Consider the following 24,533-nt stretch of genomic DNA (forward strand, 5'->3'; position numbering starts at 1 on the left):
GTGGCGTAACCATCGCCGGAGACGCGGAATCCGGCCGCTACTTCAGAACCTTTACTATACTCGCTCGGCATCGTCGGAGTAGGATGGTAGACCACGCCAAGCTCCGTGATCCGAACGCGGAGTACACGATGCGCGACCTCTCCTCGGAGACGATGGGACTCACGAACAGCCGCGGCGACGCGCGTGACGTCGAGATCACCGACGTCCAGACGACGATGGTCGACGGGAACTACCCGTGGATTCTCGTCCGCGTCTACACCGACGCCGGCGTCGTGGGCACCGGTGAGTCCTACTGGGGCGGCGGCGACACGGCTATCATCGAGCGGATGAAGCCCTTCGTCGTCGGCGAGAACCCGCTGGACATCGACCGGCTCTACGAGCACCTCATTCAGAAGATGTCCGGTGAGGGCTCCATCTCCGGCAAGACGATCTCCGCCATCTCCGGCATCGAGATCGCACTCCACGACGTCGCTGGCAAGCTCCTCGACGTGCCGGCCTACCAGCTCGTCGGCGGCAAGTACCGCGACGAGGTCCGCGTCTACTGTGACCTCCACACCGAAGACGAGGCCAACCCGGTGGCCTGTGCCGACGAAGGTGAGCGCGTCGTCGAGGACCTGGGCTACGACGCCATCAAGTTCGATCTCGACGTTCCCTCCGGTCACGAGAAGGACCGGGCCAACCGCCACCTCCGCAACCCCGAGATCGACCACAAGGTCGAGATCGTGAAGGAGGTCACGGAGCGCGTCGGCGACCGCGCCGACGTCGCCTTCGACTGCCACTGGTCGTTCACTGGCGGCTCGGCCAAGCGACTCGCCGAGGCCCTCGAACCGTACGACGTCTGGTGGCTCGAGGACCCCGTCCCGCCGGAGAACCACGACGTCCAGGAGAACGTCACGAAGTCCACGACGACGCCCATCGCCGTCGGTGAGAACGTCTACCGCAAGTACGGCCAGCGCACGCTGCTCGAACCGCAGGCCGTCGACATCATCGCGCCCGACCTGCCCCGCGTCGGTGGCATGCGCGAGACCCGAAAGATCGCCGACCTCGCGGAGATGTACTACATCCCCGTCGCCATGCACAACGTCTCTTCCCCCATCGGGACGATGGCCTCGGCGCAGGTCGCCACGGCCATCCCGAACTCGCTCGCGCTCGAGTACCACTCTTACCAGCTCGGCTGGTGGGAGGACCTGGTCGAGGAGGACAACCTCATCGAGAACGGCCGCATGGAGATCCCCGAAGAGCCCGGTCTCGGCCTGACGCTCAATCTCGACGCCGTCGAGGAGCACATGGTCGAGGGCGAGACGCTGTTCGACGAGGCGTAGCTTCGTCGAGCCAGCAAATCTTTGATTTGCGTTGTTCGACGAGGCGTAAGCCGACGTCGTGCTCGCCGGAGCTTGCTCCGGCGGCGTTCGACGAGGAGTGAAACGACTCGTCGAGCTCGACGGGCGAGCGTAGCGAGTCCGTCGGTGTTCGACGAAGCGTAGCGAAGCTTCTTCGAGCCAGAATCTTTTCGATTTCAGGCGTTCGACGAGGCGTAGGCTGGTCGCTCTGTGAGCGACCAGCTATACAGCGAACGGTGAACGGAGTGGCCCGTGCGAGCACGAGCGACCCGGGAAGATAAGCCGCCGTTTCGTACCGTTTCTCTGGCGGTCCGGTCTCCGACAGAACGACGGTGAGTGCTCGTCCCGATCGACGCCTGACGTCGGACCAGACCGGGAGGTTGCCGTCGAGCCGCTCACTCGTCGCGCATCCACGAACGTGTCGGCCGAAGCTATCGGTCGAGGAACAGCATGTCGCGCGAACCGGCGGCTGGATCTATACGACTCGATCAGGGAGGATCGGCACAAGATTTCGGCACTAGCGTGGGGAAACCAACGGCGAGCGAAGCACGGTCCACGAACCGGGTACCAGGGAGTCGTCAAATTGAGGGGGCGTCGTTCGCCGAGTAACTGGCGTCTAACGGTGGACAATCTCTGCTGATAAAGCCCTGCTGTAAGGTACGATGGCCATTTTCGCTTTCAGTAGTTTTATTATGACTCCTGTAGGCCATTACAGTGGATCATGGCAGCTGATAACACAAAATATCGTTCCTTAGTAGACCGCAGACGGTTTGTGGAGCTAGTTGGCGTTTCAGGCGCCGCGGCCCTCGCGGGCTGTGACAGTGGTGGCGACGGTGGCGACGGTGGCGACGGAAACGAGACGAGCGGCGACGGCGACGATGGCGGTGCGAGTGGCGTCATCGACAAGACCCACGTCAGCGCACTGCAGACGAACCCCACCGAAGACACGATCAACCGACACCACACGCAGAACGCCTCCGAGCCTGCCTCGCGACTGGCGTTCGACCGATACGCAGCGTACTCTTTCGAAAGCGGCGAGTTCCAGCTCGAGGCGCTCGACGACTGGGAGTTCGACGGGAAGACGGTCACCCTGACGTTCCGCGACGACCTCACCTGGTCCGACGGGAGCCAGGTCACCACCACGGACATCGACACCCAGTTCCAGCTTCAGAAGAAGACCGGTAGCGCCATCTGGGGCTACGTCGAGAGCACGGAGGTCATCGACGACCTGACCTACCAGCTGAACCTCTCGGGCGAGACGAACCCGCAGATGGTCAAGTTCCAGCTGTCGAACATGTGGGTCTCCACGCCGGCCTCCGTGTTCGAGCAGTTCCTCGACCAGGACGCCTCCGAAGTCCAGACCTGGGTGTGGGAGGACAGCGACGAGGACGTCCTCGTGAGCGGTCCGTTCAAGTACGTCGACCGGAGCCAGCAGGAGTGGAACTTCGAGCGCAACCCCGAGTTCCGCGACGCGGACAACATCAACTTCAGCGACTGGCAGTTCGACGCCTACCAGGAAGCGAGCGTCCCCCAGCAGGACTTCACTGCGGGCGGCGGCCGCTTCGACAGTTCCTGGAGCGCGTTCGCGCCGCCGGAGACGGTCGAAGGGTATCAGGACCACGTCGTCGAGATCCGGTCCATCCTGGCCAAGTGGGGCTACGGGACCGTCTTCAACCACGACAGCGATATCTTCGGCGACCGCGCGGTCCGACAGGCAATCGCCTACGTCATCAACCGCGAGGAGCTCGTCGAGAACGCGGGCCCGCGAACGAAGTTCCCGGCGAGCGTCCCCTGTGGGATCGCGCCGAAGAACATCGACCAGTGGCTCGGTGACCAGAAGGGCAACTTCAACGACTACGGCGTCGGCGAGAGCGACACCGAGTCGGCGACGCAGGTCCTCGAGGACGCGGGCTACTCGAAGTCCGGCGGCACCTGGCAGTCTCCCGACGGCGAGGCCCTCAGCGCCGAGTACCTCACGCCGGCGGGCTGGTCCGACTTCACGACGATGACCAACACCATCGTCGACCGGCTCGGCGACTTCGGTATCGACCTGACGGTCGCGACTGCACCGACGAGCGACTGGCAGGGTCGGATCATCGACTCCAACTTCGACATCGCCGCGTTCTACTGGCTGCCGGGCCAGGCGCGTTCGACGTTCCCCTACTTCCCGCTGCGCCACCAGCTGGCGTTCGACGCGATGGACGGTGGGCACAACTACCCGGCCGAGGAAGAGCAGACCATCCCCGCGATGAGCGGCGACGGCGAGACGACGATCAACCCCCTCCAGAAGGTCGAGGAGATCGCGACGGTCCCGACCAACGAGGAGGCGATGCCGATCGTCCAGGAAGCGGCCTGGCACAACAACGTCGACCTGCCGTTCCTCTCGCTGGTCTCCAAGTTCGAGCAGTCCTGGCTGACCAACGACGAGTGGGACATCGTCGAGGAAGGCGACCCGGACCGTGCCGTCAAGTGGCCGCCGTTCTGGCTGCCCCGGAAGGGCAAGCTGACGGCCCAGGAGTAATCGGGTAACCGGACCCGTATTCGAATCGCTCCACATCTTTCGATACAATCCGTCACACCTTAGAGAGAGCACGTTAAAAATCAATACCAGACGCATGGTCAACTACTACGTCCGACGAACTGCCCGGGTGTTCGCCACCGTCTTCGCCGTGATGTCGGTGACGTTCGGGTTGATCCGTCTCCTGCCGGGAGGCCCGTACTCGCAGCTGCGCGCGCAGTTGCTCCGATCAGGGGTCCCTGCGGAGCAGGTCAACCAGCAGATCGAGAACCTGCAGAACATCCGCCCTGACGCACCGCTGTGGGAACAGTACATCAACTATATGGTCTCGGTCCTCCAGCTGAATCTCGGTCAGTCCATCAGCAAGGGGGATCCGGTCGTCGAGATCCTCGCCCAGGCCGCGCCCTGGACGATCTTCATCGTGGTGGTCTCCACCGTCCTGATGTTCGCCTTCGGGATCGTCCTCGGGGCGCTCCAGGCGTACAAGGAGGGCTCGAAGTTCGACGGGATCGTCTCGACGTTCTCTATGGCGGGGATGTCTATCCCGTTCTACGTCATCGCGATCCTGGCTCTGCTGGTCTTCTCCTACCGGCTCGGCTGGTTCCCGCCGTCGGGGACCGCCGATTCGAGCATCGACAACTACTGGAGCCTGGCGTTCTTCGTGAGCGTCCTCAAACACGCCGCGTTACCGGTCTTCGCGTACACGATTACCGGGATCGGTTCCCAGGCGCTGGCGATGCGCGGGAACAGCATCCAGGTGCTCGGGCAGGACTTCGTCGAGGTGGCGCGACTCCGCGGCCTCTCCGACACCCGCATCTCGACTCGCTACGTCGCCCGGAACGCCATCCTGCCGATGTACACCGGCTTCCTGCTCCTGCTCGGCTTCCGGCTGGGCGGGACCATCATCCTGGAGTACATCTTCAACTACCCCGGGCTCGGCTACTACATGCTCGAGGGTCTCAACGGCAACGACTACCCGCTGATGATGGGCACGTTCCTGGTCATCACCGTCGCACTCGTCGTCGGCGTCTACATCGCAGACCTGACCTACAGCAAAATCGACCCACGTATCAGCGCAGGTGATTCCCGTGAAGCATACTGAAACAGACGCACCGGCGGACGGATTCGACTGGCACGCAGAGAGCTCCGACGTCGAACTGACTCGCGGCGAGCGGTTCTGGGAGTTCTACGAGCACCGGGTCTACCAGCCCATGCTCATCGCGTGGTCCGACCTCCGGACGCGCATCGGGCTGGTGGTCATCACGTTCTACTTGCTGCTCGCGCTGATCGGCGAACTCGGGCTCTGGCGGGCACCGTCGACGAGCCAGGCGCCGCGTCTGCTCGGTATGTTCGAGAACATGGCGTACCCGCTGGGAACGACCTCCGCGGGCGTCGACCTGACCGCGGCCATCATCCACTCGACGTCGGACATCCTGCTGATGGTCCTGGCGGGCGGCGTCTGGGCGACCGGCGTCGCGCTCCTGGTCGGGGTGTTCGCGGGCTACAAGGGCGGCATGATCGACAACATCCTGATGTCGGTCTCCGACTTCTTCATGGCCATCCCCGGCCTCCCGCTCGTGATCATCCTCGCGATCACGTTCAGCCCGGAGAACCCCATCTTCGTCGGGGTTATCCTGACGATCAACTACTGGGCCGGACTCGGCCGTTCGCTTCGCTCGCAGGTCCTGACGATCCGCGAGGACAGCTACGTCGAGGCCTCCCGGACGATGGGCGTCAGCACCTGGCAGATCATGGTGAAGGACATCATCCCGAACCTGATGCCGTACGTGACCGTGAACTTCGTGTTCGCGGCCCGGTACACCATCTTCGCTTCGGTCGGGCTGTACTTCCTCGGCGTGTTGCCCTACTCGACGCAGACGTGGGGTGTCACGCTCGCACGAGCGCAGGCCAACGGCGCGCTGTTCGTTCCCGACGCGGCCCACTGGCTCATCGCACCGATGATCGCCATCGTCGGCCTCGCACTGGGCCTCATCCTGCTCGGGCAGGGGATGGACAAGGTGTTCAACCCCCGCGTCCGGACCCGCCTCGCCGGCGAGTCCGAGACGACCGAGGAAGGTGAAGACGACTCGATCACCGGCGGCACGCTCTAACTGTCGGGAACGCAACTGCGGCCATCTTTTCTCTCCTCTCTCGATTCGCGAGTGACTACAGCACCGTGAGCGCCACGTCGCTGCGACGAGGACTCCGGGCCACTGCCAGGGGGGACGTGGCGAACCGGGAAGTTCAATAGTGACGGCCGAAACCTCCGAACGTGCCGAACGGATCGAAGTTCGTCGAGCTCGTCTGTCAACAGCGAGAACAGATCCCGCTCGCGATGACCGTCATCATCACGATGGCGCTGTTGCTCTTGCTGTCGGCGCTGTTCGTCTCGCCGGGAGACGAGGCCTTTCCGATACTCGTCCTCGACTTCGCGCTGATCGGCTTCTCGTTGCTGTTCTTCGGTGGGACCTACTGGTACTGTATCAAGCGCGGGATGGAGGAGTGAGGGCTCGAATCGCGTTGCGAGGGGGCCTTCCGTGCGGACTCGCCGGGTACTGTCGCGGCTACTGGTTCTCGAGGAACGTCGCCGTGTCTTCGACCAGCTCGCTGACGTCCTCGTCGTCCGTCGAATCGGCCAGGTCGCGGAGCGGTTCGACGGCGCGGTCGTCGCCGAGCACGCCGAGCGCGCGGACGGCGCGGACGTACACTCGCTGGTCGTCGTGGTCGAGCGCGTCGACGAACTGGTCGTAGGCCGGCGCGATGGCGTCGGGGTGAGCCTCGCCGACTTCGGTAAGCGTCTCGACGGCCAGCCCAGCGATCGACGGGTCGTCGTGGTCGACTAGGGCGACCAGTTCGTCCACGTGGTCCGTGAACGCAGCGGGCTCGACTTCGGCGGCGGCGACGAGGACGTTCGCGACGGTTCCCTGTGCCTGGAGTTGCATGCCGTGTTCCTGTTGCTCGTGAGCGACGATGCTCTGGCGGGTGTCCGGGTTGTCGACCATGTCGACGCCGTCGCTCGGTTCGAAGGATCCCGGGTGTTCGCGGAGAATGGGGAGGAGCCGGTCGACTTCCGAGGCCGCCGCGGCCGGCTGTTCGACGACGACCTTGGACAGGAGCTGGGCGCCGATCAGCGTGACTGCGTTGACCTCGTGGGTGGCCAGCGTGACGATCTCGGAGACGCTGTCGGTGAGCTCGCCCGGGTGTTCCGTGGCGAAGCTGAGCAGCACCGTTCCGGCCTGCTGGGCGACCGAGACGCTGTCGTCTTCGAGCAGGGCGACCAGATCGTCCAGGAGTGGCTGGAGGGCGCTGGGATCCTCCTGGACGACCAGTTTACAGGTTCGCGTTCCATCCTGGCGGGTGGTCGGTTTCTCGGCCCGGAGTGCCTCGCGGATCTGGGCGACGTCTCGCTCACTCAGCTCGCCTGACTCCGGATCGACGTCCCCGACCGGGACGGACGTGTCGTTACTCATTGCGAGTGGGATCGGTTTCGAGCGGCATATACGTGTGGATACGAGCGGCGGCCGGCGCCAGCAGGACGCGGCCGTGTCCATAGCTTTACGTCGGCCCACGGGCATCTCAACGTCATGCTCGACGCTGATTACGACGAGTGCTGGCTCCGGTATCCGCGGGTCGACGACGCCGACCGCCGCGAGTCCTACGCCAGACGATGTCTGCACGTCTACGCCGGGGAGACCTCCCCCCAGCACGGGGCGATCCGCGACGAACTGCGCGAGGGTATCGAGGGGATGCTCGGCAGCGAGCCCCACCTCTGGCAGCATCCGCCGCGGTCGGCCGACGGCTTCCTCGTCGTCGGTCAGCCCGACCTGATGGAGGTCGTCGCCGACTCCGTCGACGCGGGCATGGTCCGCTCGCTCGACGACGACGGCTACCACCTCCGCTCGACGACGTGGGAGGGCGCCGAGGTCACGGTGGTCACGGCGCCGACCGACCGGGGGCTCGTCTACGGGACCTTCCACCTCCTCCGCCTGATGGCGACGGGCGAACCCATCGACGACCTGGACGTCGTCGAGGAGCCCCGTAACGCGGAGCGGCTGATCAACCAGTGGGACGAACCGTTCCGCGGCACGGTCGAGCGGGGCTACGGCGGCGAGTCCATCTTCAAGTGGGAACACCTGCCGGACCTGCGCGAACGGTACTTCGACTACGCGCGCCTGCTCGCCTCGGTCGGTATCAACGGCGTCGTCCTGAACGACGTCAACACGACGCGGCCCGAGCGGCCCGGGGACCTGGCGGGCACCGGCGAGTTCGAGGGCGTCGACCTGCTCGACGAGCAACACCTCCCGAAGGTGGCGGCGCTGGCCGCGGTGTTCCGGCGGTACGGCATCCGGACGTACCTCTCGGTGAACTACGCCTCACCGATGTTCGTGGGCGGCCTCGACACCGCCGACCCGCTGGACGACGCGGTCGAGGCCTGGTGGGCCGAGAAGGTCGCGGAAGTGTACGACCTGATCCCCGACTTCGGCGGCTTCCTCGTCAAGGCCGACTCCGAGGGTCAGCCCGGCCCATACGACTACGACCGGAGTCACGCCGAGGGGGCCAACGTCCTCGGCCGGGCGTTCGAACCGTACGACGGACGCGTCTTCTGGCGGGCGTTCGTCTACTCGGACCACGACGACCGCGCGGTCCAGGCCCACGCCATCTTCGAACCCCAGGACGGCGACTTCCACGAGAAGGTCACTGTCCAGGTGAAGAACGGTCCCATCGACTTCCAGCCCAGAGAGCCCGTCTCGACGCTGTTCGGCGACATGCCGGAGACCCACCTCGCCTGCGAACTCCAGATCACCCAGGAGTACACCGGCCAGGGTGTCCACGTCTGCTCGCACGTCCCGCTCTGGGAGGAGTTCTTCGCGTTCGACACCCACGCCGACGGCCAGGGAACGCCAGTTACGGAGACGTTCGCCGGCACGGACGGCGAGGGCATCGCCGGCGTCGGCAACGTCGGCGAGGACGGCAACTGGTTCGGGAACTACCTCTCGGGGGTCAACCTCTACGGCTTCGGCCGACTGGCCTGGGACCCCACGCTCGACGGCGAGTCGGTCACCGAGGAGTGGGTCCGGCTGACGTTCGGCGACGACCCCGAGGTGGTCGAGACCGTGGTCGGGATCCTCCAGGACTCCTGGGAGGCTACCATCGATTACGAGACGGGCGGCCTCGGCCTCATCCACATGATGTACAACGGCGAGGCGCGCCTGGAGAACCACTACGATCCGGCCCCGGCGGAGTGGCCCGGATACACCGGCGCGACGGAGGAGGGGATCGGCTACGACCGGAGTTCCAGCGGCAGTGACTACGTCGACCAGTTCGCCGACCCTGTGGCCGAGCGGTACGACGATCCCGGAACCTGTCCGCGGGAACTCTTGCTGTTCTTCCACCACCTCCCCTGGGACCACGAACTCGACGACGGGCGGACGGTCGTCCAGACGCTGTACGACAACTGCTTCGCCGGCGTCGAGGAGGTAAAACGACTCCGCGAGCAGTGGCGGTCGCTGGAGGGGAGCATCGACGAGCAGCGCTATCGACACGTCGCCGAACGCTTCGACGAACAGGTGGTACAGGCCGAGCGCTGGCGCGACACGCTCGTCGAGTACTTCTACGACTACTCGGGAGTCGCGGACGAACGCGGCCGCGTCCCGCTGGTGAACTGATTCGCGTGAGACGAGCCGGGGCCCGCCCGTCGGCGCGGGCGGCGGTCGTTCGGTTCGGCCGGGGTCTCCTGATTTCCACTGTGTCCGACAGACGGGGGCAATTTTAACTCCCGTTCCAGTATGTATTAGGTGGTTACTTACCGGAGGGCAACTACTTTATAATCCGCAATTAACGATCTTACCGGGTGCTTAAGATGGAAAGAGAATTTGACGATGTGGGAAGTCATCGACGGACGTTTTTGCAATCACTCGCGGCGCTCGGCGTACTCGGCGGCACCGGGACGGTGGGCAGCGCTGTCGCACAGGTCGAGGGCGCGGACGAATACCACAACACGCTCCTGGGCGATTTACAAGAGAACCACGAACTCCCGCAGGGGGAGTTCGTTTACGGACTGACAGAGCAGGACGTCGTCGACGCCTTCTCGTTCTCCGGCGCGGGGAGCGGGTCGACGTCGACGTTCGAGGTCAGCGATTCGGACGTCCCGATCACGCAGGCCGTCCGCGTCGACGTCAACGAGGAACCGAGCAACAACTGGGATTACTCCTACCAGGGGTACGTCACCGACCGGTCGTTCAGCGCCGGTGACGTTCTCCTGGGCGTCGCGTACGTCCGGAGCGACACGGACGGCGCCGAGACCCAGGCGGGCTTCAAGTATCGGTACCAGGACTCCGAGGGAAGCACGTCCTACAGCAGTACGTTCGTCCAGGACGGCGCGTCGATCCAGCCGGACGGGGAGTGGACGCGGTACTACTTCCCGGTCGAAATCGGCGAGCAACCCGACGGCTCGGAGTTCGAACCGTACCTCGAGTTCTGGGCGGGGTTCCAGGAACAGAGCCTCGAGTTCGGCGGTATCTCCCTGATCGACTACAGCGGGACCGACGTCTCGGTCGGCGACCTGCCCTCGGGCGCGAGCGACGGGGGACCGAACCCGCTGCTCAGCTACGAGGGGCGGGAGGAGGGCGCCCAGTGGCGCCAGGACGCCCGGGACCGCATCGAGGAGATCCGGAAGACGGATCTGGAAGTCGAAGTCGTCGACGGTGACGGGAACGCGGTCCCCGGCGCGACCGTCGACCTGGCGATGCAGGAACACGCCTTCGACTTTGGGAGCGCCGTCTCGGCGGAACACATCAACGGCGACAGCGAAGACGACGAGATCTACCGGGAGACGTTCCTGGAGAACTTCAACAAGGCCGTCATCGAGAACGGCCTGAAGTACCCCGCGTTCCTCGGCGAGTGGGGTGACAGCAAGGAGGGCGCCAAGGCGGCCCTCGACTGGCTCAACCAGCGCAACGTCCCCACGCGTGGTCACTACCTCGTCTGGGAGGAGTACAGCACCGAGGGCGGCGGTGGGATGGGGATCGTGGACCCCGACTCGCTCACGGACGCGGAAGTCCAGCAGCAGATGCTCGACCGGATCACGGACCACGCCACCGACATCGGTGACGAGGTGACCGAGTGGGACATGCACAACCACCCCATCTGGCAGCCCAACATCAGGGACCGCCTGGGCTGGGACGCGGTTCTCGAGTGGTGGGAGGCTGGCAACGAGGCCACCGACGCGGAACTGTACACTAACGAGATGGGCAACGTCGCGGGCGACTTCTTCCGACAGCAGCACTACGACCTCGTCGAACGCCTGCTGGAAGACGGCGCGCCCGTCGACGGCGTCGGCTTCATGGGCCACGTTCAGTTCCCCAACGGCAACGTGACGCCGCCGAAGGAACTGGTCGAGACCTACGACCAGTTCGCCGAACTCGGACTCCCGATCCTCATCGCGGAGTTCGACATCCAGATCGCCAGCCGCGACAACGAGGACCAGGTCGCGTGGCAGGCTGACTTCCTCAGGGACTTCCTGTACGCATCCTTCAGCCACGAGGCCGTCGAGGGCGTCATGTCCTGGGGCTTCTGGGCGGAGGACCACTGGCGACCGACCGGCGCCTACTACGACTCCGACTGGACGATCCGGCCCCACGGCCAGCAGTTCATGGACCTGGTCTTCGACGAGTGGTGGACCGAGGAGCGCGGCGAGACCGGCGACGACGGCGTCTACACCACGCGCGGATTCAAGGGCGAGTACGAGGTCGTCGCCTCCGACGGGACCCGGACCGGGAGCACGACGGCCACGGTCGACGAGACCGGTACCGTCACCGTCCAGATAACGCCGGCTTCCATCGCCGAGGTGGACCTGGCGGTCGACGCCAACACGCTGTGGGGCGACGAGACGGCCACGCTCGACGTCACCGTGCGGAACGAGGGCGGCGCGGAGCTTCCGCTGCCGGCCGACAACGTCACCTACCAGACAGACAACCCCGACGCCGTGATGGTCGACGAGTCGGGCACCGTCTCCGTCGTCGGCACCGGCGCCGCGACGGTGACCGCGACGGTCTCGGCCTACGGCGACACCGCCGCGGCGAGTGCGCGCTTTGCCGCCTACGGCGAGCCGACGGTCGACGACCAGGCGGCGGACCTCTCGAAAACCGCCTCGGTCGACGGCGTCGAGGTGACGAACTACCAGGAGCGCCACGGCGACGGCGCGCGCTTCCGGCTGGCCGACCCCTCCCAGAGCGGGTCGATCACCTACGCGGTCGAGGACGGCCTCTCCGCGTTCCGCACCGGCGTCTACGTGAACTACGGCGAGTTCGACGGCGACGGCGACGTCTACGACGGACTCACGTTCGAGGTCTCGGCCGACGGCGAGAGCTTCGAGACCGTCGAGGTCGAACCGACGACGGTGGAAGCGTCCGCCGAGTCGAACGACTACTTCGACCACCGGCGCTACCTCGTCACCTCGGGGCTCTCCGGGGACGCGACCTACCTCCGGGTGACGATCTCCGAGTCGCAGAACAACTGGGCCGTCAACGTCGGCTCCGTCGAGATCTGGGGCGACACCGCCGACCTCGACGGCGTGGACGCGACCGGCCCGACGGTCCTGGTCGACGGCGTCCAGGACGGCGACACGTACGAGGCGCCCCACCCCGCCAGCGTTGCCATCGCCGACGACGACAGCGACGTGACCGACGAGACGGTCACGCTCAACGGCGAGGCGTTCTCGGACGGCCAGCTCACCGCCCGCGGCCGGAACCTGCTCTCGGCGAGCGCGACCAGCGAGGGCGGCGTCACGACCGACCTCGAACTCGACTTCGAGGTCGTCGACGACGAGATCGGCGAGGACGACGACCTGAACGCCCGGCTCGTGCCGAGTGCGACCGAGGGCGTCGTCGGTGACCGGTTCACCTTCGACGTCCAGGACACGACCGGCAGCGGTCACTGGATCGACACCATCGAGTGGGAGTTCGGCGACGGGACGGAGGCGACCGGCTGGTGGAACGAGCACCGCTTCGACTCGCCCGGCGCCTACACGGTGTCGCTGCACGTCACCGACAACGAGGGCACGACCACGACCGACCAGGTCGTCGTCTGGGTCGCTGACCTCCAGAGCGAACTGGCGGTCGCCCGGCCGAGCACCACCGAGGCGTCGGTCGGCGAGCGCGTCGAGTTCCGCGTCGAGGACACGTCCGGCCAGGGTCGCTGGATCGACACCCTGGAGTGGGATCTGGGCGACGGGTCGACCGAGTCCGGCTGGTTCGCCGCCACCGAGTACGAGTCGTCGGGCACCTACACGGTGACCCTGACGGCCACCGACAACCTCGGCTACTCGACCACGAACGAAGTGGAGATCACCGTCTCCTGACGGACCGACTCCCGTCGGTTTCGACCGACTGAACCGACCGCCGCGCTCTCGCGGAACCGGCGCTCTTCTTTGCTGTGCCGCCAGTACATCCGATTCACGGCCGCTGCCAGTCCCTCCGGTCACGGCCGCCACCAGTTCGAACGAGTCACGGCCGCAACCAGTACGTCCGAGTGACGGCGGTGGGCTGCCCGTACACCCGAACCGTCAACGAGACCGACAGTGACGCATCTCGCTGGCCGGTGCTGACCCAGTGGCGCTCGGTACGACCACGGTGCCTCGAAAAAAGAGCGTGTACTGCCCCCGGTCGGGTGCCCGCCTGCGGGATCAGGAGATGTCGACGGTCACCTCGTCGGTGGACGAGGCGCCCTCGTTGTTCGTCGCGGTGAGGGTGACGGTGTAGCTGCCGGCGGACTGGTAGCGTTCGTCGGTGTACCAGCCGGTTGCCGTGGTGCCGTTGCCCAGGTCCCACTCGAGCGAGGAGATGTAGGTGCCCGAGTCGGTCGTATCGTTGACGTGGAACTGGACCAGATCGCCGACGCTGGCGGCGGTGGTATTGGGCGAGATCTCCGCGACGAGGTCGCCGGTTCCACCGCCCGTTCCGCCGGTGGTGCCGCCGGTCCCACCGGAGTCGCCGCCAGTAGTGCCGCCGGAGTCGCCGCCGGTGGTGCCGCCGGAGTCGCCGCCGGTGGTGCCGCCGCTACCGAGCGAGAGGTCGATGTAGTTCAGGTCCCACCAGCTCTCGTCCATGGCGACGCGGATGACCTGCTGGCCGGCGTCGAGGGAGACGCCGGAGGTGGCGACGGTCTCCCAGGAGTCCCAGCCACCAGTGGCGCCGAAGCTGACGTTCCCGCTGACGTTCTGGCCGTTCACTTCGAGGTGGAACGACCCACCGCCCGAATCCGACGCGACGAGCGCTTCGAGGGTGTACTCGCCGGCTTGCTGGACGTCGACGGTGTACTCGACCCACTCGCCGGACTCGATGTACCCGACGGAGTAGCCGGTCCCCCCGGAGTTCGAGGAGATGTCGACGCCCTCGCCCGTGCGCATCGCACCGCCCTCGTTCTCGGACGTGTTGTCGCTGTAGGCCACCCCAGAGCCGCCCTGGTCGTACTCCTCGGCCGGGATCTGGCCGGGGACGGCGTGGGGCGAGCCGTTGTAGGGCTGCTGGCTGCCGCCGCCACCGGATCCGCCGCCGGTGTCCCCGCCCGAACCGCCGCTGCCACCACCGGTGGTGCCGCCAGTGCCACCAGTGCCGCCAGTGCCGCCGGAACTGCCGACCGTGACGCTGGAACTGCCGCTGCTCTGGTAGCCTTCGGTGGCCAGGATCTGGTAGTCGTGGCTGCCCATGTTCAGGCCGGCGCTCTGCCAGGCGTCGAAGTGGTTGCCCGTCGTGATGGTCCCGCTCGTCCGGGAGTTCTGTCGAATGCTCCAGTACTGGGTGAACGTCGCCGTCCCCTCGATAGAGGGCTTCTCGACACGTTCGGAGGTGTAGATCTCGTAGGTGGAGCCGTCGGTGGTGTGGGTCCCGTGGGACTGGTCGCCGGGCTTGTAGCTGCCGTAGTCTTCGATGATGTAGTACTCGACGAGGGGATTCGTCGTCCACCCGTAGAGGCAGAGGTACGAGTTCCCCTGTGGGTTGTACTGGGCGTTGTAGTCGATGTTCCGGCGTGATCCGGTGGACCAGCCCTTGCCGAGGACGAAGTTACCCGTGTTGTTCCACTCGCAGCTGTAGTTGCCGCCGGATCCCAGCGTCATGGAGACCGATCCCTCGTCGTTGGTCCAGAACGAGTAGAAGTACCCGTTGTGGGTGCCCGTCTGGTTTGAGGTGATCGTCTGTTGCTGGCCAGCGGCGGCGCCGGCGCCGATGCCGACCGCCGCGGTGGCGACGGCCGACTTCATGTAGGCGCGCCGATCCATCGAGTCGAGCACGCCGTCGCCCCCGTCGGCACCCGTCTCCCGGGGCTCGTTGCTTTCGTTCGCGTTCTCCGGTACGTCTCGTGTCGCTCGCTCTGTGTCGTCTGTCATGCTGTCAAACACCAGCAACGATCGTGTAGGTTGGCGACTTGATAAAACCCAGAGATACTTTAATTATTATCACTTACAGTAGTTAATTATTACGCGGTCGAGACGGAACGACGGTACGTCTCGACGCCTCTCCGGCAACAGAAACGCCGCTTTCGACCTTTCGGAGCGCTATCGTGGGCTCGTTCCCCCGGACGAGCGGTCCCCCTGTTACGGACGCCCGGGAAGGAAAGACGACGCGTCGGCGAAACGCGGTGGCGCCGCTACCACCGGCTTCCGGTGGCGCGGCGTCACGTCGTTCGACCGCTACTTACACAGTCGTCGAAAGCCGATTACGAGATCTGGACCGTGACCTCGTCGGTGGACGAGGCGCCCTCGTTGTTCGTCGCGGTGAGGGTGACGGTGTAGCTGCCGGCGGACTGGTAGCGTTCGTCGGTGTACCAGCCGGTGCCGGTCGAGCCGTTACCCAGGTCCCATTCGAGGGACGTGATCCAGTTTCCGGATCCCGAGGTGTCGTTGATGTGGAACTGGACGAGGTCTCCCGTGCTCGCCGAGGTCGTGCTCGGGTCGATTTCCGCGACCAGGTCGCCGCCGGTGCCACCGGTGCTGCCCCCGCTGGACCCACCAGTATTGCCACCGGTGCTGCCGCCGGTGGATCCGCCAGTGGAACCGCCGGTCGTTCCGCCGGACGAGCCACCGCTGGTCCCGCCGGACGACCCGCCGGTACTGCCGACCGTGACGCTGGAACTGCCGCTGCTCTGGTAGCCCTCGGTGGCCAGGATCTGGTAGTCGTGGCTGCCCATGTCGAGGCCGGCGCTCTGCCAGGCGTCGAAGTGGTTGCTCGTCGTGATGGTGCCGCTCGTTCGCGAGTTCGTTCGAATGGACCAGTACTGTGGGAACGTCGCCGTCCCCTCGATGGAGGGCTGCTCGACACGTTCGGAGGTGTAGAGTTCGTACGTCGATCCGTCGGTCGTGTGGGTACCCTGGGACTGGTCGCCGGGCTTGTAGCTGCCGTAGTCCTCGATGATGTAGTACTCGACGAGCGGGTCGGTCGTCCACCCGTAGAGACAGAGGTACGAGTTACCCTGTGGGTTGTAGTCGGCCGAGTAATCGATGGTCCTGTCCGAACCGGTACTCCAGCCCTTGCCGAGGACGAAGTTACCCGTGTTGTTCCACTCGCAACTGTAGCTGCCGCCGGACTCCAGCGTCATGGAGACCGAGCCTTCGTCGTTGGTCCAGAACGAGTAGAAGTACCCGTCGTGGGTGCCCGTCTGGTTCGAGGTGATCGTCTGTTGCTGGGCGGTGGCGGCCCCGACGCCGAGGCCGACGGCCGCGGTGGCGGCGGCCGACTTCATGTAGGCCCGCCGGCCCATCGAGTCGAGGACGCCGCCGTCGGCGTCCCCGGTCGCTTCGATGTCGCTCAGTTCGTCCGTCGATGCTCCCGTGTCGCTAGTGCCGTCGTCTGTCATGGTGTCAATTCACCGGCACGTATTCCGTTGGCTGGAACGTTGATAAAGCCTGAAGACATTTTAATTATTTATCTATACATTAATTAATTACTGTAGACAAATTATCGAAGGATTACACTCAAGCGAGCGATCCTGAACTGTCCGACCGGCGGACATTGACACTCCGAAGGAATCGCGGTTGGGACGGTGGTTCGACCGTCCGGGCTGTTCGTCAGGCTACCGGCGCCGTGGTGGTGGTGGCCGTCGGGACCGTCGCCGGCCGTCCGCGACCACCCGACACTCGATCAGGAGATGGTCACAGTCACCTCGTCGGTGGTCGAGGTTCCCTCGTTGTCCGTCGCGGTGAGCGTGACGGTGTAGCTACCGGCGGACTGGTAGCGTTCGTCGGTGTACCAGCCGGTGCCGGTCGAGCCGTTACCCAGGTCCCATTCGAGGGACGTGATCCAGTTTCCGGACCCAGACGTGTCGTTGATGTGGAACTGGACGAGGTCGCCGACGCTGGCGGCGGTGGTGCTGGGCGAGATCTCCGCGATCAGGTCGCCACCGGTATCGCCGTCGCCACCTGTATCGCCGTCGCCGCCAGTTCCACCGTCACCGCCGGTCCCGCCGTCGCCGCCGGTGTCTCCCGAACCATCGCCGTCGCCGCCGGAGCTGCCGCCGCTACCGGCGCCGTCGAGCGAGAGGGAGACGTTGTTGAGGTCCCACCAGCTCTCGTCCATCGAGACGCGGATGACCTGCTGGCCGGCGTCGAGGGAGACGCCGGCGGTGGAGACGGTCTCCCAGGAGTCCCAGCCGCCCGTGGCGCCGAAGCTGACGGTGCCCGAGACGTCCTGACCGTTCACTTCGAGGTGGAAGGATCCGCCGCCGGAGTCGGAGGCGACGAGCGCTTCGAGGGTGTACTCGCCGGCTTGCTGGACGTCGACGGTGTACTCGACCCACTCGCCGGACTCGATGTACCCGATGGAGTAGCCAGAGCCGGCGGAGTTCGAGGAGATGTCGACGGCCTCGTCGGTGCGCATCGCACCGCCCTCGTTCTCGGTGGTGTTGTCGCTGTAGGCCACGCCCGAGCCACCCTCGTCGTACTCTTCGGCCTGGATGGTGCCGGGAACGGCGTGGGGCGAGCCGTTGTAGGGCTGCTGCTCGCCGCTGCCGTCGTCACCGTCGCTGCCATCGTCACCGTCGTCACCGTCGTCACCGTCGCCGGTACCGCTCCCGTCGACCGTGACGGTGACGGACGTCCCGCCGGTGCTGGTGACCGAGACCGTCTGCGTCGTCGAGTCGCTGTCCGTCGAGACGGAGATCTCGTGGTCGCCGAGGAAAGCGTTCGTCGAGTAGGTCCCGCTCGAATCGGTGGTGCCGCTCTCGTCGTTCCACCACTCGCCGTAGACGAGGTTCCGCCAGACGTCGAGACTTGGCTTTTCGGACCAGTCCTCGTAGAAGAACGGCGCGTCGTCCTCCCAGTGGCGGCCGTCCCAGAAGCCCCACACCAGGAAGGACCCGACGCCGGGATGACTGAACGTCAGCCGGAGGAAGCGCTCGAACCAGTCGGCCTTGGCCGACTCGTCCCAGTTGCTGCCCGACTGGTCGTACTCGGTGATCTTGAGGGTGTCCGTGAGCTGCCCGTACTCGTTGAGGATGCTGATGATCTGGCTGTCGCTCAGCGTCTCGTTCTGGGCGAAGTGACACTGCAGCCCCGTCGTCTCCAGGTCGATACCGTTGTCGAGCAGGTGCTGGATGTGGGTCTGGTAGCCCTGCTGGTCGCTGCTGTAGTCGCCGGCGATGGCGTTGTAGTCGTTGACCGCCAGCGTCGTGCCGCTGGGACGGACCTCCTCGGCCCGCTGGTACCAGTCGGCGACGATCTGCGCGGTCTCGGGGTTCGACGTGAACGGGTCGATGATCGTCGTCGAGTGCTGGACCTCGTTGAGGACCTCCCACTCGTGGATGTCGCTCCCATAGTGGTTCATGATCTCGTCGATGTGTTGCATCGCCAGTTCGCGGACCGTCTCCGTGTCGCCGTTGTCGATGGCGGTCTGGACGTCGCTCGGAACCGCGTAGTCGACGCCGTAGACGCAGACGTGCCCGCGCATGTCCATGCCCTGGTCGAGGATCCAGTTGGTCGCGTCGTCGGCGAGCTGGGTGTTCTGCTCCCAGAGGGCCCACTTGTGCTGGTTCTCCATCACGGCCGTGTTGAACAGCTCCGGGATGTACTCCCGGTAGTTGTCGCCGGCGCTGTTCTGGTTGATCAGCGTGTCGGCGTGGACCGCCGTTCCCCACCGGAAGTCGTGGGACTGCTGGGTGACGCTCACTTCCGCCCCCGAGACCGTGGACCCGTCGGAAATCTCGACGACCACTTCGAGGTCGCCGGTGCGATGCTCCTGGATGCGCTCCTCGGGCGTCTTGGACGTGTCCGCCGTCGCGCCCGCCGCCGGGGACGACGCTGCGGCGCCCAGTCCCGTGGCGGCCGCGGCGGCGCCCACCGCCTTCATGTAGTCGCGCCGGTCCATCGCTGCGAAGTCGTTTCGTCTGGGTTTCGTTTCGTCTTCGGGTACGACCTCGACGTCCCGTGGCTCGTCTTCGCTCCCGTTCGATTCGTCTCTCACTGATCGCCTGTCGTCGTCTTCCATGCTGTCAGTTCACCAGCACCACCGATGGCTGGGCGGCTAATAAAACCGGATCATCAAACGATGAATTATCGACACACTAACTGAGATAAACTGCTGGGCGGGCGTGCTCTCCGTGCCCAGAGCGGCGCGCACTGCGGACCGATACCGAGGCAATTCCGTCGAGCGAATCGGTCCCTCGGTGCGGCGGGCGACCGTCGAAAAATCGGGTGCGGTCGGAAGGAATCTGCGCGGGCTACACCGAGTCGAGCGTGAAGAGCTGGTTGTTGCCCCCGTACCAGTCGTACTGCTGGACGTTCGCGCCGTCGGACGTCGAGGAACTTTCGACGTCGAGGGACTTGTCGCTGTGGACGGGCTGGATGTGGTACTGGCCGCTCCCCTGGTCGTGGATGTGGAAGCGCTGGTTGTCGCCGCCGTAGTCCGTGTACTGCTGGACGTTCGCGCCGTTCCCGGTTGACGCGTTGGCGACGTCGAGCACTTTGCCGCTGTTGACGTTCTGGATGCGGTAGCCGTTGCCCGTGTCCTCGACGTTCCACTGCTGGTTGGAGCCGCCCCAGTAGGAGTACTGCTGGACGTTGGCGCCGTCGGAGGTCGATTGGCCGGAGACGTCGAGGACTTTCCCGCTGTTGACGTTGGTGATGCGGTAGGTGCCACTCGCGACCGACCCCGTCGAGCCGCTGCCACCACCGGTGGTACCGCCGCTACCACCGCCCGTGCCACCACCGGTCGTGCCGCCAGTGCCACCCGTGCCACCGGAGCTACCGACGGTGACGCTGGCGCTGCCGCTGGACTGGTAGCCTTCGGTGGCCATGATCTGGTAGTCGTGGCTGCCCATGTTCAGGCCGTGGTTCTCCCAGGCATCGAAGTGGTTGCCCGTGGTGACGGTCCCGCTCGTTCGCGAGTTCTGGCGAATGGACCAGTACTGGGTGAAGGTCGCGTTCCCTTCGATGGAGGGCTTGTTGACTCGCTCGGAGGTGTAAATCTCGTAGGTGGAGCCGTCGGTCGTGTGGGTGCCCTGATAGGAGTCCCCGGGTTTGTAGCTGCCGTAGTCCTCGATGATGTAGTACTCGACGAGGGGATTCGTCGTCCACCCGTACACGCAGAGGTAGGAGTTACCCGAGGGGTTGTACTGGGCGTTGTAGTCGATGTTCCGGCGTGAGCCGGTGCTCCATCCTTTCCCGCAGACGAAGTTGCCGGTGTCACTCCAGTTGACGCTGTAACTCCCGCCGGACTCCAGGTTCATCGTTACCGTTCCTTCGGAGTCCGTCCAGAAGGAGTAGTAGTAGCCGCCGTGGTTCCCCGTCTGGTTCGAGGTGATGGCGGCGGCGGGGTTCGTCGCGGCGCCGACACCGATTGCCGTCGCCGCTGCGGTGCCCACTGCTTTCACGTAGTCTCGCCGCCCCATCCCACCGAGGCCGTTCCCGTCGTTCTCGGCAGCTACGTCTTCGACGTCCCCGCGGCCGTCGTCACTGCAGTTCGATCCGTCCCGCTTCGATTGCGTGTCGTCGTCTGTCATGGTGTCTGTTCACACCGTCGTTCCAATAGATGCCATTGTTAATAAAACCTATAGATTCTTTAATGAATTATATTTAGACTTCGGAATAATCAAGCACCGATCTACGCTGTGGCGACGTGGCCACCGACGCCAGCGCCCGTCACGGCCGCACGTCGTGGGCGGAGGTCGAACGTCGCGCCAGCGTTGACCGCGAAAAAATCGGGTGCGGTCAGAAGGGATCTGCGCCGACTACGGCGACTGGAACGTCCAGAGCTGGTTACCGTTGCCGTTCCAGTCGTACTGCTGGACGTTCGCGCCGTCGGACGTCGAGCCACTCTCGACTTCGACGGCCATGTCGCTGTGGACGGGCTGGATGTGGTACTGGCCGCTCCCCTGGTCGTGGATGTGGAAGCGCTGGTTGTCGCCGCCGCCGTCCGAGTACTGCTGGACGTTGGCGCCGTCGGACGTGGACGAGTTGGCGACGTCGAGCACTTTGCCGCTGTTGACGTTCTGGATGCGGTAGCCGTTGCCCGTGTCCTCGACGTTCCACTGCTGGTTGGAGCCGCCCCAGTAGGAGTACTGCTGGACGTTGGCGCCGTCCTCGGTGGACTCGTTGGCGACGTCGAGGCCCTTGCCGCTGTTGACGTTCTGGATGCTGTAGGTGCCACTCGACAGCGATCCGGTGGACCCGCCGGAGCCGCCGTCGCTGCCGCCGCCACCGCCGCCGCCGCCGCCACCGCCACCACCGCCGCCGCCGCCGCCGGAGCTGCCGACGGTGACGCTGGCGCTGCCGCTGGACTGGTAGCCTTCGGTGGCCATGATCTGGTAGTCGTGGCTGCCCATGTTCAGGCCGTGGTTCTCCCAGGCATCGAAGTGGTTGCCCGTGGTGACGGTCCCGCTCGTTCGCGAGTTCTGGCGAATGGACCAGTACTGGGTGAAGGTCGCGTTCCCTTCGATGGAGGGCTTGTTGACTCGCTCGGAGGTGTAAATCTCGTAGGTGGAGCCGTCGGTCGTGTGGGTGCCCTGATAGGAGTCCCCGGGTTTGTAGCTGCCGTAGTCCTCGATGATGTAGTACTCGACGAGTGGGTTCGTCGTCCACCCGTACACGCAGAGGTAGGAGTTACCCGAGGGGTTGTACTGGGCGTTGTAGTCGATGTTCCGGCGTGAGCCGGTGCTCCATCCTTTCCCGCAGACGAAGTTGCCGGTGTCACTCCAGTTGACGCTGTAACTCCCGCCGGACTCCAGGTTCATCGTTACCGTTCCTTCGGAGTCCGTCCAGAAGGAGTAGTAGTAGCCGCCGTGGTTCCCCGTCTGGTTCGAGGTGATGGCGGCGGCCGGGCTCGCTACGGCGCCGGCGCCGAGGCCGACCGCTGCAGTGGCGACGGCCGACTTCATGTAGTCGCGCCGTCCCATCGAGTCGAGCACGCCGTCGTCTGCGTCCGCGGTCGCTTCGATGTCGCTCGGTTCGTCCGTCGATACTCCCGTGTCGCTTGTATCGTCGTTCGTCATTGTCGTGTTCGTTGGATAGCCGCATCGCTGTTCGGACCGGGGTTCGTCGACCACCGGTGGGCTGGCACCGTCTCGCCAGACGTTTCGACGGGGCGAAACCGCTACCGTGGGGCGTCTGTCGCGTAGCTACCGCTCTTCGTCCGCGAACCTGGCCTTCGCCGTCCCCGCTCTCGGCGGGAACGTGGTCTGCCCGGCGCACCGCGAAGGACACTCCCCCGCTGCTCGTACGCTCTCATACCCGTCGAACCGGCCGTACCGGCCCGTGTAGTACGTCGTCTACCGTCTCGTCAGTTGCGTTGTGTTACCAACGAATTGGCCATTGAGCCGTATGTAGTTAAAAATTACCTAGAAAGATTGTTGTAATAACGAGTAAATCGGTGGCACGTATTCGTCCGATTCCGCTCTGTGGGCGTGCTCACGCGTCGCTCGAGGCGACAGGCGCCCGAGAGCCGAGACACTGCTCGCGAAACGACGCCGCTGTACTGCCGCTATCGACATCGCAACCGCTATCGACGTCGAACTGACGAAAAATTGGCTGCGTCGCGAAACCGACTAGTGGTTCATGTAGACCGTCTTGATCTGGGTGAAGAAGTCGATGGCCGCGTCGCCCTGCTCGCGGAACGTGTTCGTCGAGGACTGCTTGAAGCCGCCGAAGGGGACGTGCAGTTCGAGACCGGTGGTCTTCTCGTTGACCTTGACGACGCCGGACTCGGAGCGGTCGACGAACTCGTGGGCCTCGGCGAGGTCGTCGGTGACCACGCTGGCCGAGAGACCGTACTCGGTGTCGTTGGCCACCTCGATGGCCTCGTCGAAGTCCTCGACCTCGGTCACGGCGAGCACCGGACCGAAGACCTCCTCCTGGAAGATTCGCATGTCGGGAGTGACGTCGGAGAAGACGGCCGGCGTGACGAAGTAGCCGTCCGAGAGGTCGCCCTCGTCGGCGCGGTCGCCGCCGAACTCGTGGGTCGCACCCTCGGTCTTGGCGATGTCGACGTAGTCGAGGGTCGACTCGAACTCACCTTCGTTGACGTGCGGGCCCATGCCCGGGTCGTCGAGGCCGGGGCCGATGTCCAGGCTCTCGGCGTATTCGGTGATGCCCGCGACGAACTCGTCGTAGACGTCGGTGTGGACGATGGCGCGCGAGGTGGCGGTACAGGCCTGACCGGTGACGCCGAAGGCGCCGGCGCCGACGATGTCGACGGCCTGGTCGACGTCAGCGCTGTCGGTGACGATGGTCGGGTTCTTCCCGCCCATCTCGGCCTGGGCGCGCTTGGTGTCGTCGGTCGCCGCGTCGTAGACCTGGAGGCCGACCTGCGTGCTCCCGGTGAAGGAGACGGCGTCGACGTCCTCGCTGTCGGTCAGCGTGGTGCCGACGCTGCTGCCGGACCCGACGACGACGTTGACGATGCCGTCCGGGGCGCCGGCCTCGTCGAGCGCCTTGGCGAGTTCGAGGGCCGGGCCGGGCGCCTGCGTGGCGGGCTTGAGGACGACGGCGTTCCCCGTGGCGAGGGCGGGCGCCATCTTCCAGGCCGGGATGGCGATGGGGTAGTTCCACGGCGTGATCATGCCGGCGACGCCGACGGGCTCCTTCCGCGTGGAGACGGAGGTGCGGCCGCCGCTGGCGCCCTTGACGGTCCCGCCGAAGTCGAAGGCCTTCTCCGCGTAGTAGTAGAAGATGTCGATGGCGCGCTGGACTTCCCCGCTGGCCGAGGACAGCGGCTTGCCCTCTTCGCGCGTGAGCAGCTCGGTCAGTTCCTCTTTACGCTCTTCGAGGATAGCGCCGGTCTCGCGGAGGATCGTGCCGCGGTCCGGTGCCGGCATGTCGGCCCACTCGCCCTGGGCAGCCGAGGCGGCCTCGACTGCCGCTTCGGCGTCTTCTTCGTTCCCGTAGTGATACGTGTTTACCACTTCCGTCGTGTCGGCGGGGTTGGTCACGTCGACCGTGTCGCCGGACTCTGCGGCGACCCACTCCCCGTTGACGTAGTTCTGCTTTGGCTCTGGCATACACTGAAAAGATCGACGCCCGGTTACTTACTATTTCCCTTCCGGGAGACAGAGCGGCGAGTCCCGGAGTGGTCGCCGGCCCTCTCCACGTGCACCTTCGGACGCCGTAGATCGGCCGCTCGACCGCACTGCTAGTGATCTGGCGGTCGCCCGCTGCCGAACTCACGTTCGTAAATACTGAACAGATTTTTATAGGT

14 protein-coding genes are annotated in these 24,533 nt (G+C 65.3%); 7 read left to right on the top strand and 7 right to left on the bottom strand.

Annotation, left to right across the window (positions count from 1 at the left end; genetic code table 11):
- Positions 1 to 83: 83 nt before the first annotated feature.
- The 5 genes from AC5FRV_RS10535 (at position 84) to AC5FRV_RS10555 (ending at position 6,364) form a co-directional block, all read left to right on the top strand.
- Positions 84 to 1,322 (top strand): mandelate racemase/muconate lactonizing enzyme family protein, encoded by a 1,239-nt coding sequence (locus AC5FRV_RS10535; protein ID WP_493561053.1) that lies wholly within the window; start codon positions 84 to 86, stop codon positions 1,320 to 1,322.
- Positions 1,323 to 2,112: 790 nt separating this feature from the next.
- A complete protein-coding gene (locus AC5FRV_RS10540) occupies positions 2,113 to 3,861 on the top strand; it encodes an ABC transporter substrate-binding protein (RefSeq protein WP_493561054.1) in 1,749 nt (582 codons plus the stop codon).
- A gap of 94 nt (positions 3,862 to 3,955) precedes the next feature.
- The gene (locus tag AC5FRV_RS10545) at positions 3,956 to 4,960 is read left to right on the top strand and encodes an ABC transporter permease (RefSeq protein ID WP_493561055.1); all 1,005 of its coding nucleotides are present in this window, start codon (positions 3,956 to 3,958) and stop codon (positions 4,958 to 4,960) included.
- Positions 4,938 to 5,969, top strand: coding sequence for an ABC transporter permease (locus AC5FRV_RS10550; protein WP_493561056.1), 1,032 nt, complete (start codon positions 4,938 to 4,940; stop codon positions 5,967 to 5,969). Before AC5FRV_RS10545 ends, AC5FRV_RS10550 begins: the two co-directional genes overlap by 23 nt.
- Before the next feature lie 161 nt (positions 5,970 to 6,130).
- Positions 6,131 to 6,364 (top strand): hypothetical protein, encoded by a 234-nt coding sequence (locus AC5FRV_RS10555; protein WP_493561057.1) that lies wholly within the window; start codon positions 6,131 to 6,133, stop codon positions 6,362 to 6,364.
- Between the two features lie 58 nt (positions 6,365 to 6,422).
- Here AC5FRV_RS10555 and AC5FRV_RS10560 read toward each other — a convergent pair whose 3' ends face one another.
- Entirely contained in the window at positions 6,423 to 7,328 is a 906-nt protein-coding gene (locus AC5FRV_RS10560) for a HEAT repeat domain-containing protein (RefSeq protein WP_493561058.1), read from the bottom strand.
- A 114-nt stretch (positions 7,329 to 7,442) separates the two neighbouring features.
- Here AC5FRV_RS10560 and AC5FRV_RS10565 point away from each other — a divergent pair, with 114 nt between their 5' ends.
- Positions 7,443 to 9,524 (top strand): alpha-glucuronidase family glycosyl hydrolase, encoded by a 2,082-nt coding sequence (locus tag AC5FRV_RS10565; protein ID WP_493561059.1) that lies wholly within the window; start codon positions 7,443 to 7,445, stop codon positions 9,522 to 9,524.
- Positions 9,525 to 9,763: 239 nt separating this feature from the next.
- Entirely contained in the window at positions 9,764 to 13,216 is a 3,453-nt protein-coding gene (locus tag AC5FRV_RS10570; protein ID WP_493561060.1) for an endo-1,4-beta-xylanase, read from the top strand.
- A gap of 324 nt (positions 13,217 to 13,540) precedes the next feature.
- Here AC5FRV_RS10570 and AC5FRV_RS10575 read toward each other — a convergent pair whose 3' ends face one another.
- The 6 genes from AC5FRV_RS10575 to xacF all read right to left on the bottom strand — a co-directional run bounded on the left by AC5FRV_RS10575 (position 13,541) and on the right by xacF (position 24,336).
- Positions 13,541 to 15,241, bottom strand: coding sequence for a glycoside hydrolase family 11 protein (locus AC5FRV_RS10575; protein ID WP_493561061.1), 1,701 nt, complete (start codon positions 15,239 to 15,241; stop codon positions 13,541 to 13,543).
- Between the two features lie 329 nt (positions 15,242 to 15,570).
- Positions 15,571 to 16,707 (bottom strand): glycoside hydrolase family 11 protein, encoded by a 1,137-nt coding sequence (locus tag AC5FRV_RS10580; RefSeq protein ID WP_493561062.1) that lies wholly within the window; start codon positions 16,705 to 16,707, stop codon positions 15,571 to 15,573.
- Between the two features lie 284 nt (positions 16,708 to 16,991).
- Entirely contained in the window at positions 16,992 to 19,331 is a 2,340-nt protein-coding gene (locus AC5FRV_RS10585; RefSeq protein WP_493561063.1) for an endo-1,4-beta-xylanase, read from the bottom strand.
- Between the two features lie 232 nt (positions 19,332 to 19,563).
- The gene (locus AC5FRV_RS10590) at positions 19,564 to 20,844 is read right to left on the bottom strand and encodes a glycoside hydrolase family 11 protein (RefSeq protein ID WP_493561064.1); all 1,281 of its coding nucleotides are present in this window, start codon (positions 20,842 to 20,844) and stop codon (positions 19,564 to 19,566) included.
- Between the two features lie 228 nt (positions 20,845 to 21,072).
- Positions 21,073 to 22,332, bottom strand: a complete 1,260-nt coding sequence (locus tag AC5FRV_RS10595) for a glycoside hydrolase family 11 protein (protein WP_493561065.1) — start codon at positions 22,330 to 22,332, stop codon at positions 21,073 to 21,075.
- 552 nt (positions 22,333 to 22,884) lie between these two features.
- Positions 22,885 to 24,336, bottom strand: a complete 1,452-nt coding sequence (gene xacF, locus AC5FRV_RS10600; protein ID WP_493561066.1) for a 2,5-dioxovalerate dehydrogenase — start codon at positions 24,334 to 24,336, stop codon at positions 22,885 to 22,887.
- Positions 24,337 to 24,533: the final 197 nt, after the last annotated feature.

The sequence above is a fragment of the Halomicrobium sp. HArcel3 genome (genome assembly GCF_058933135.1).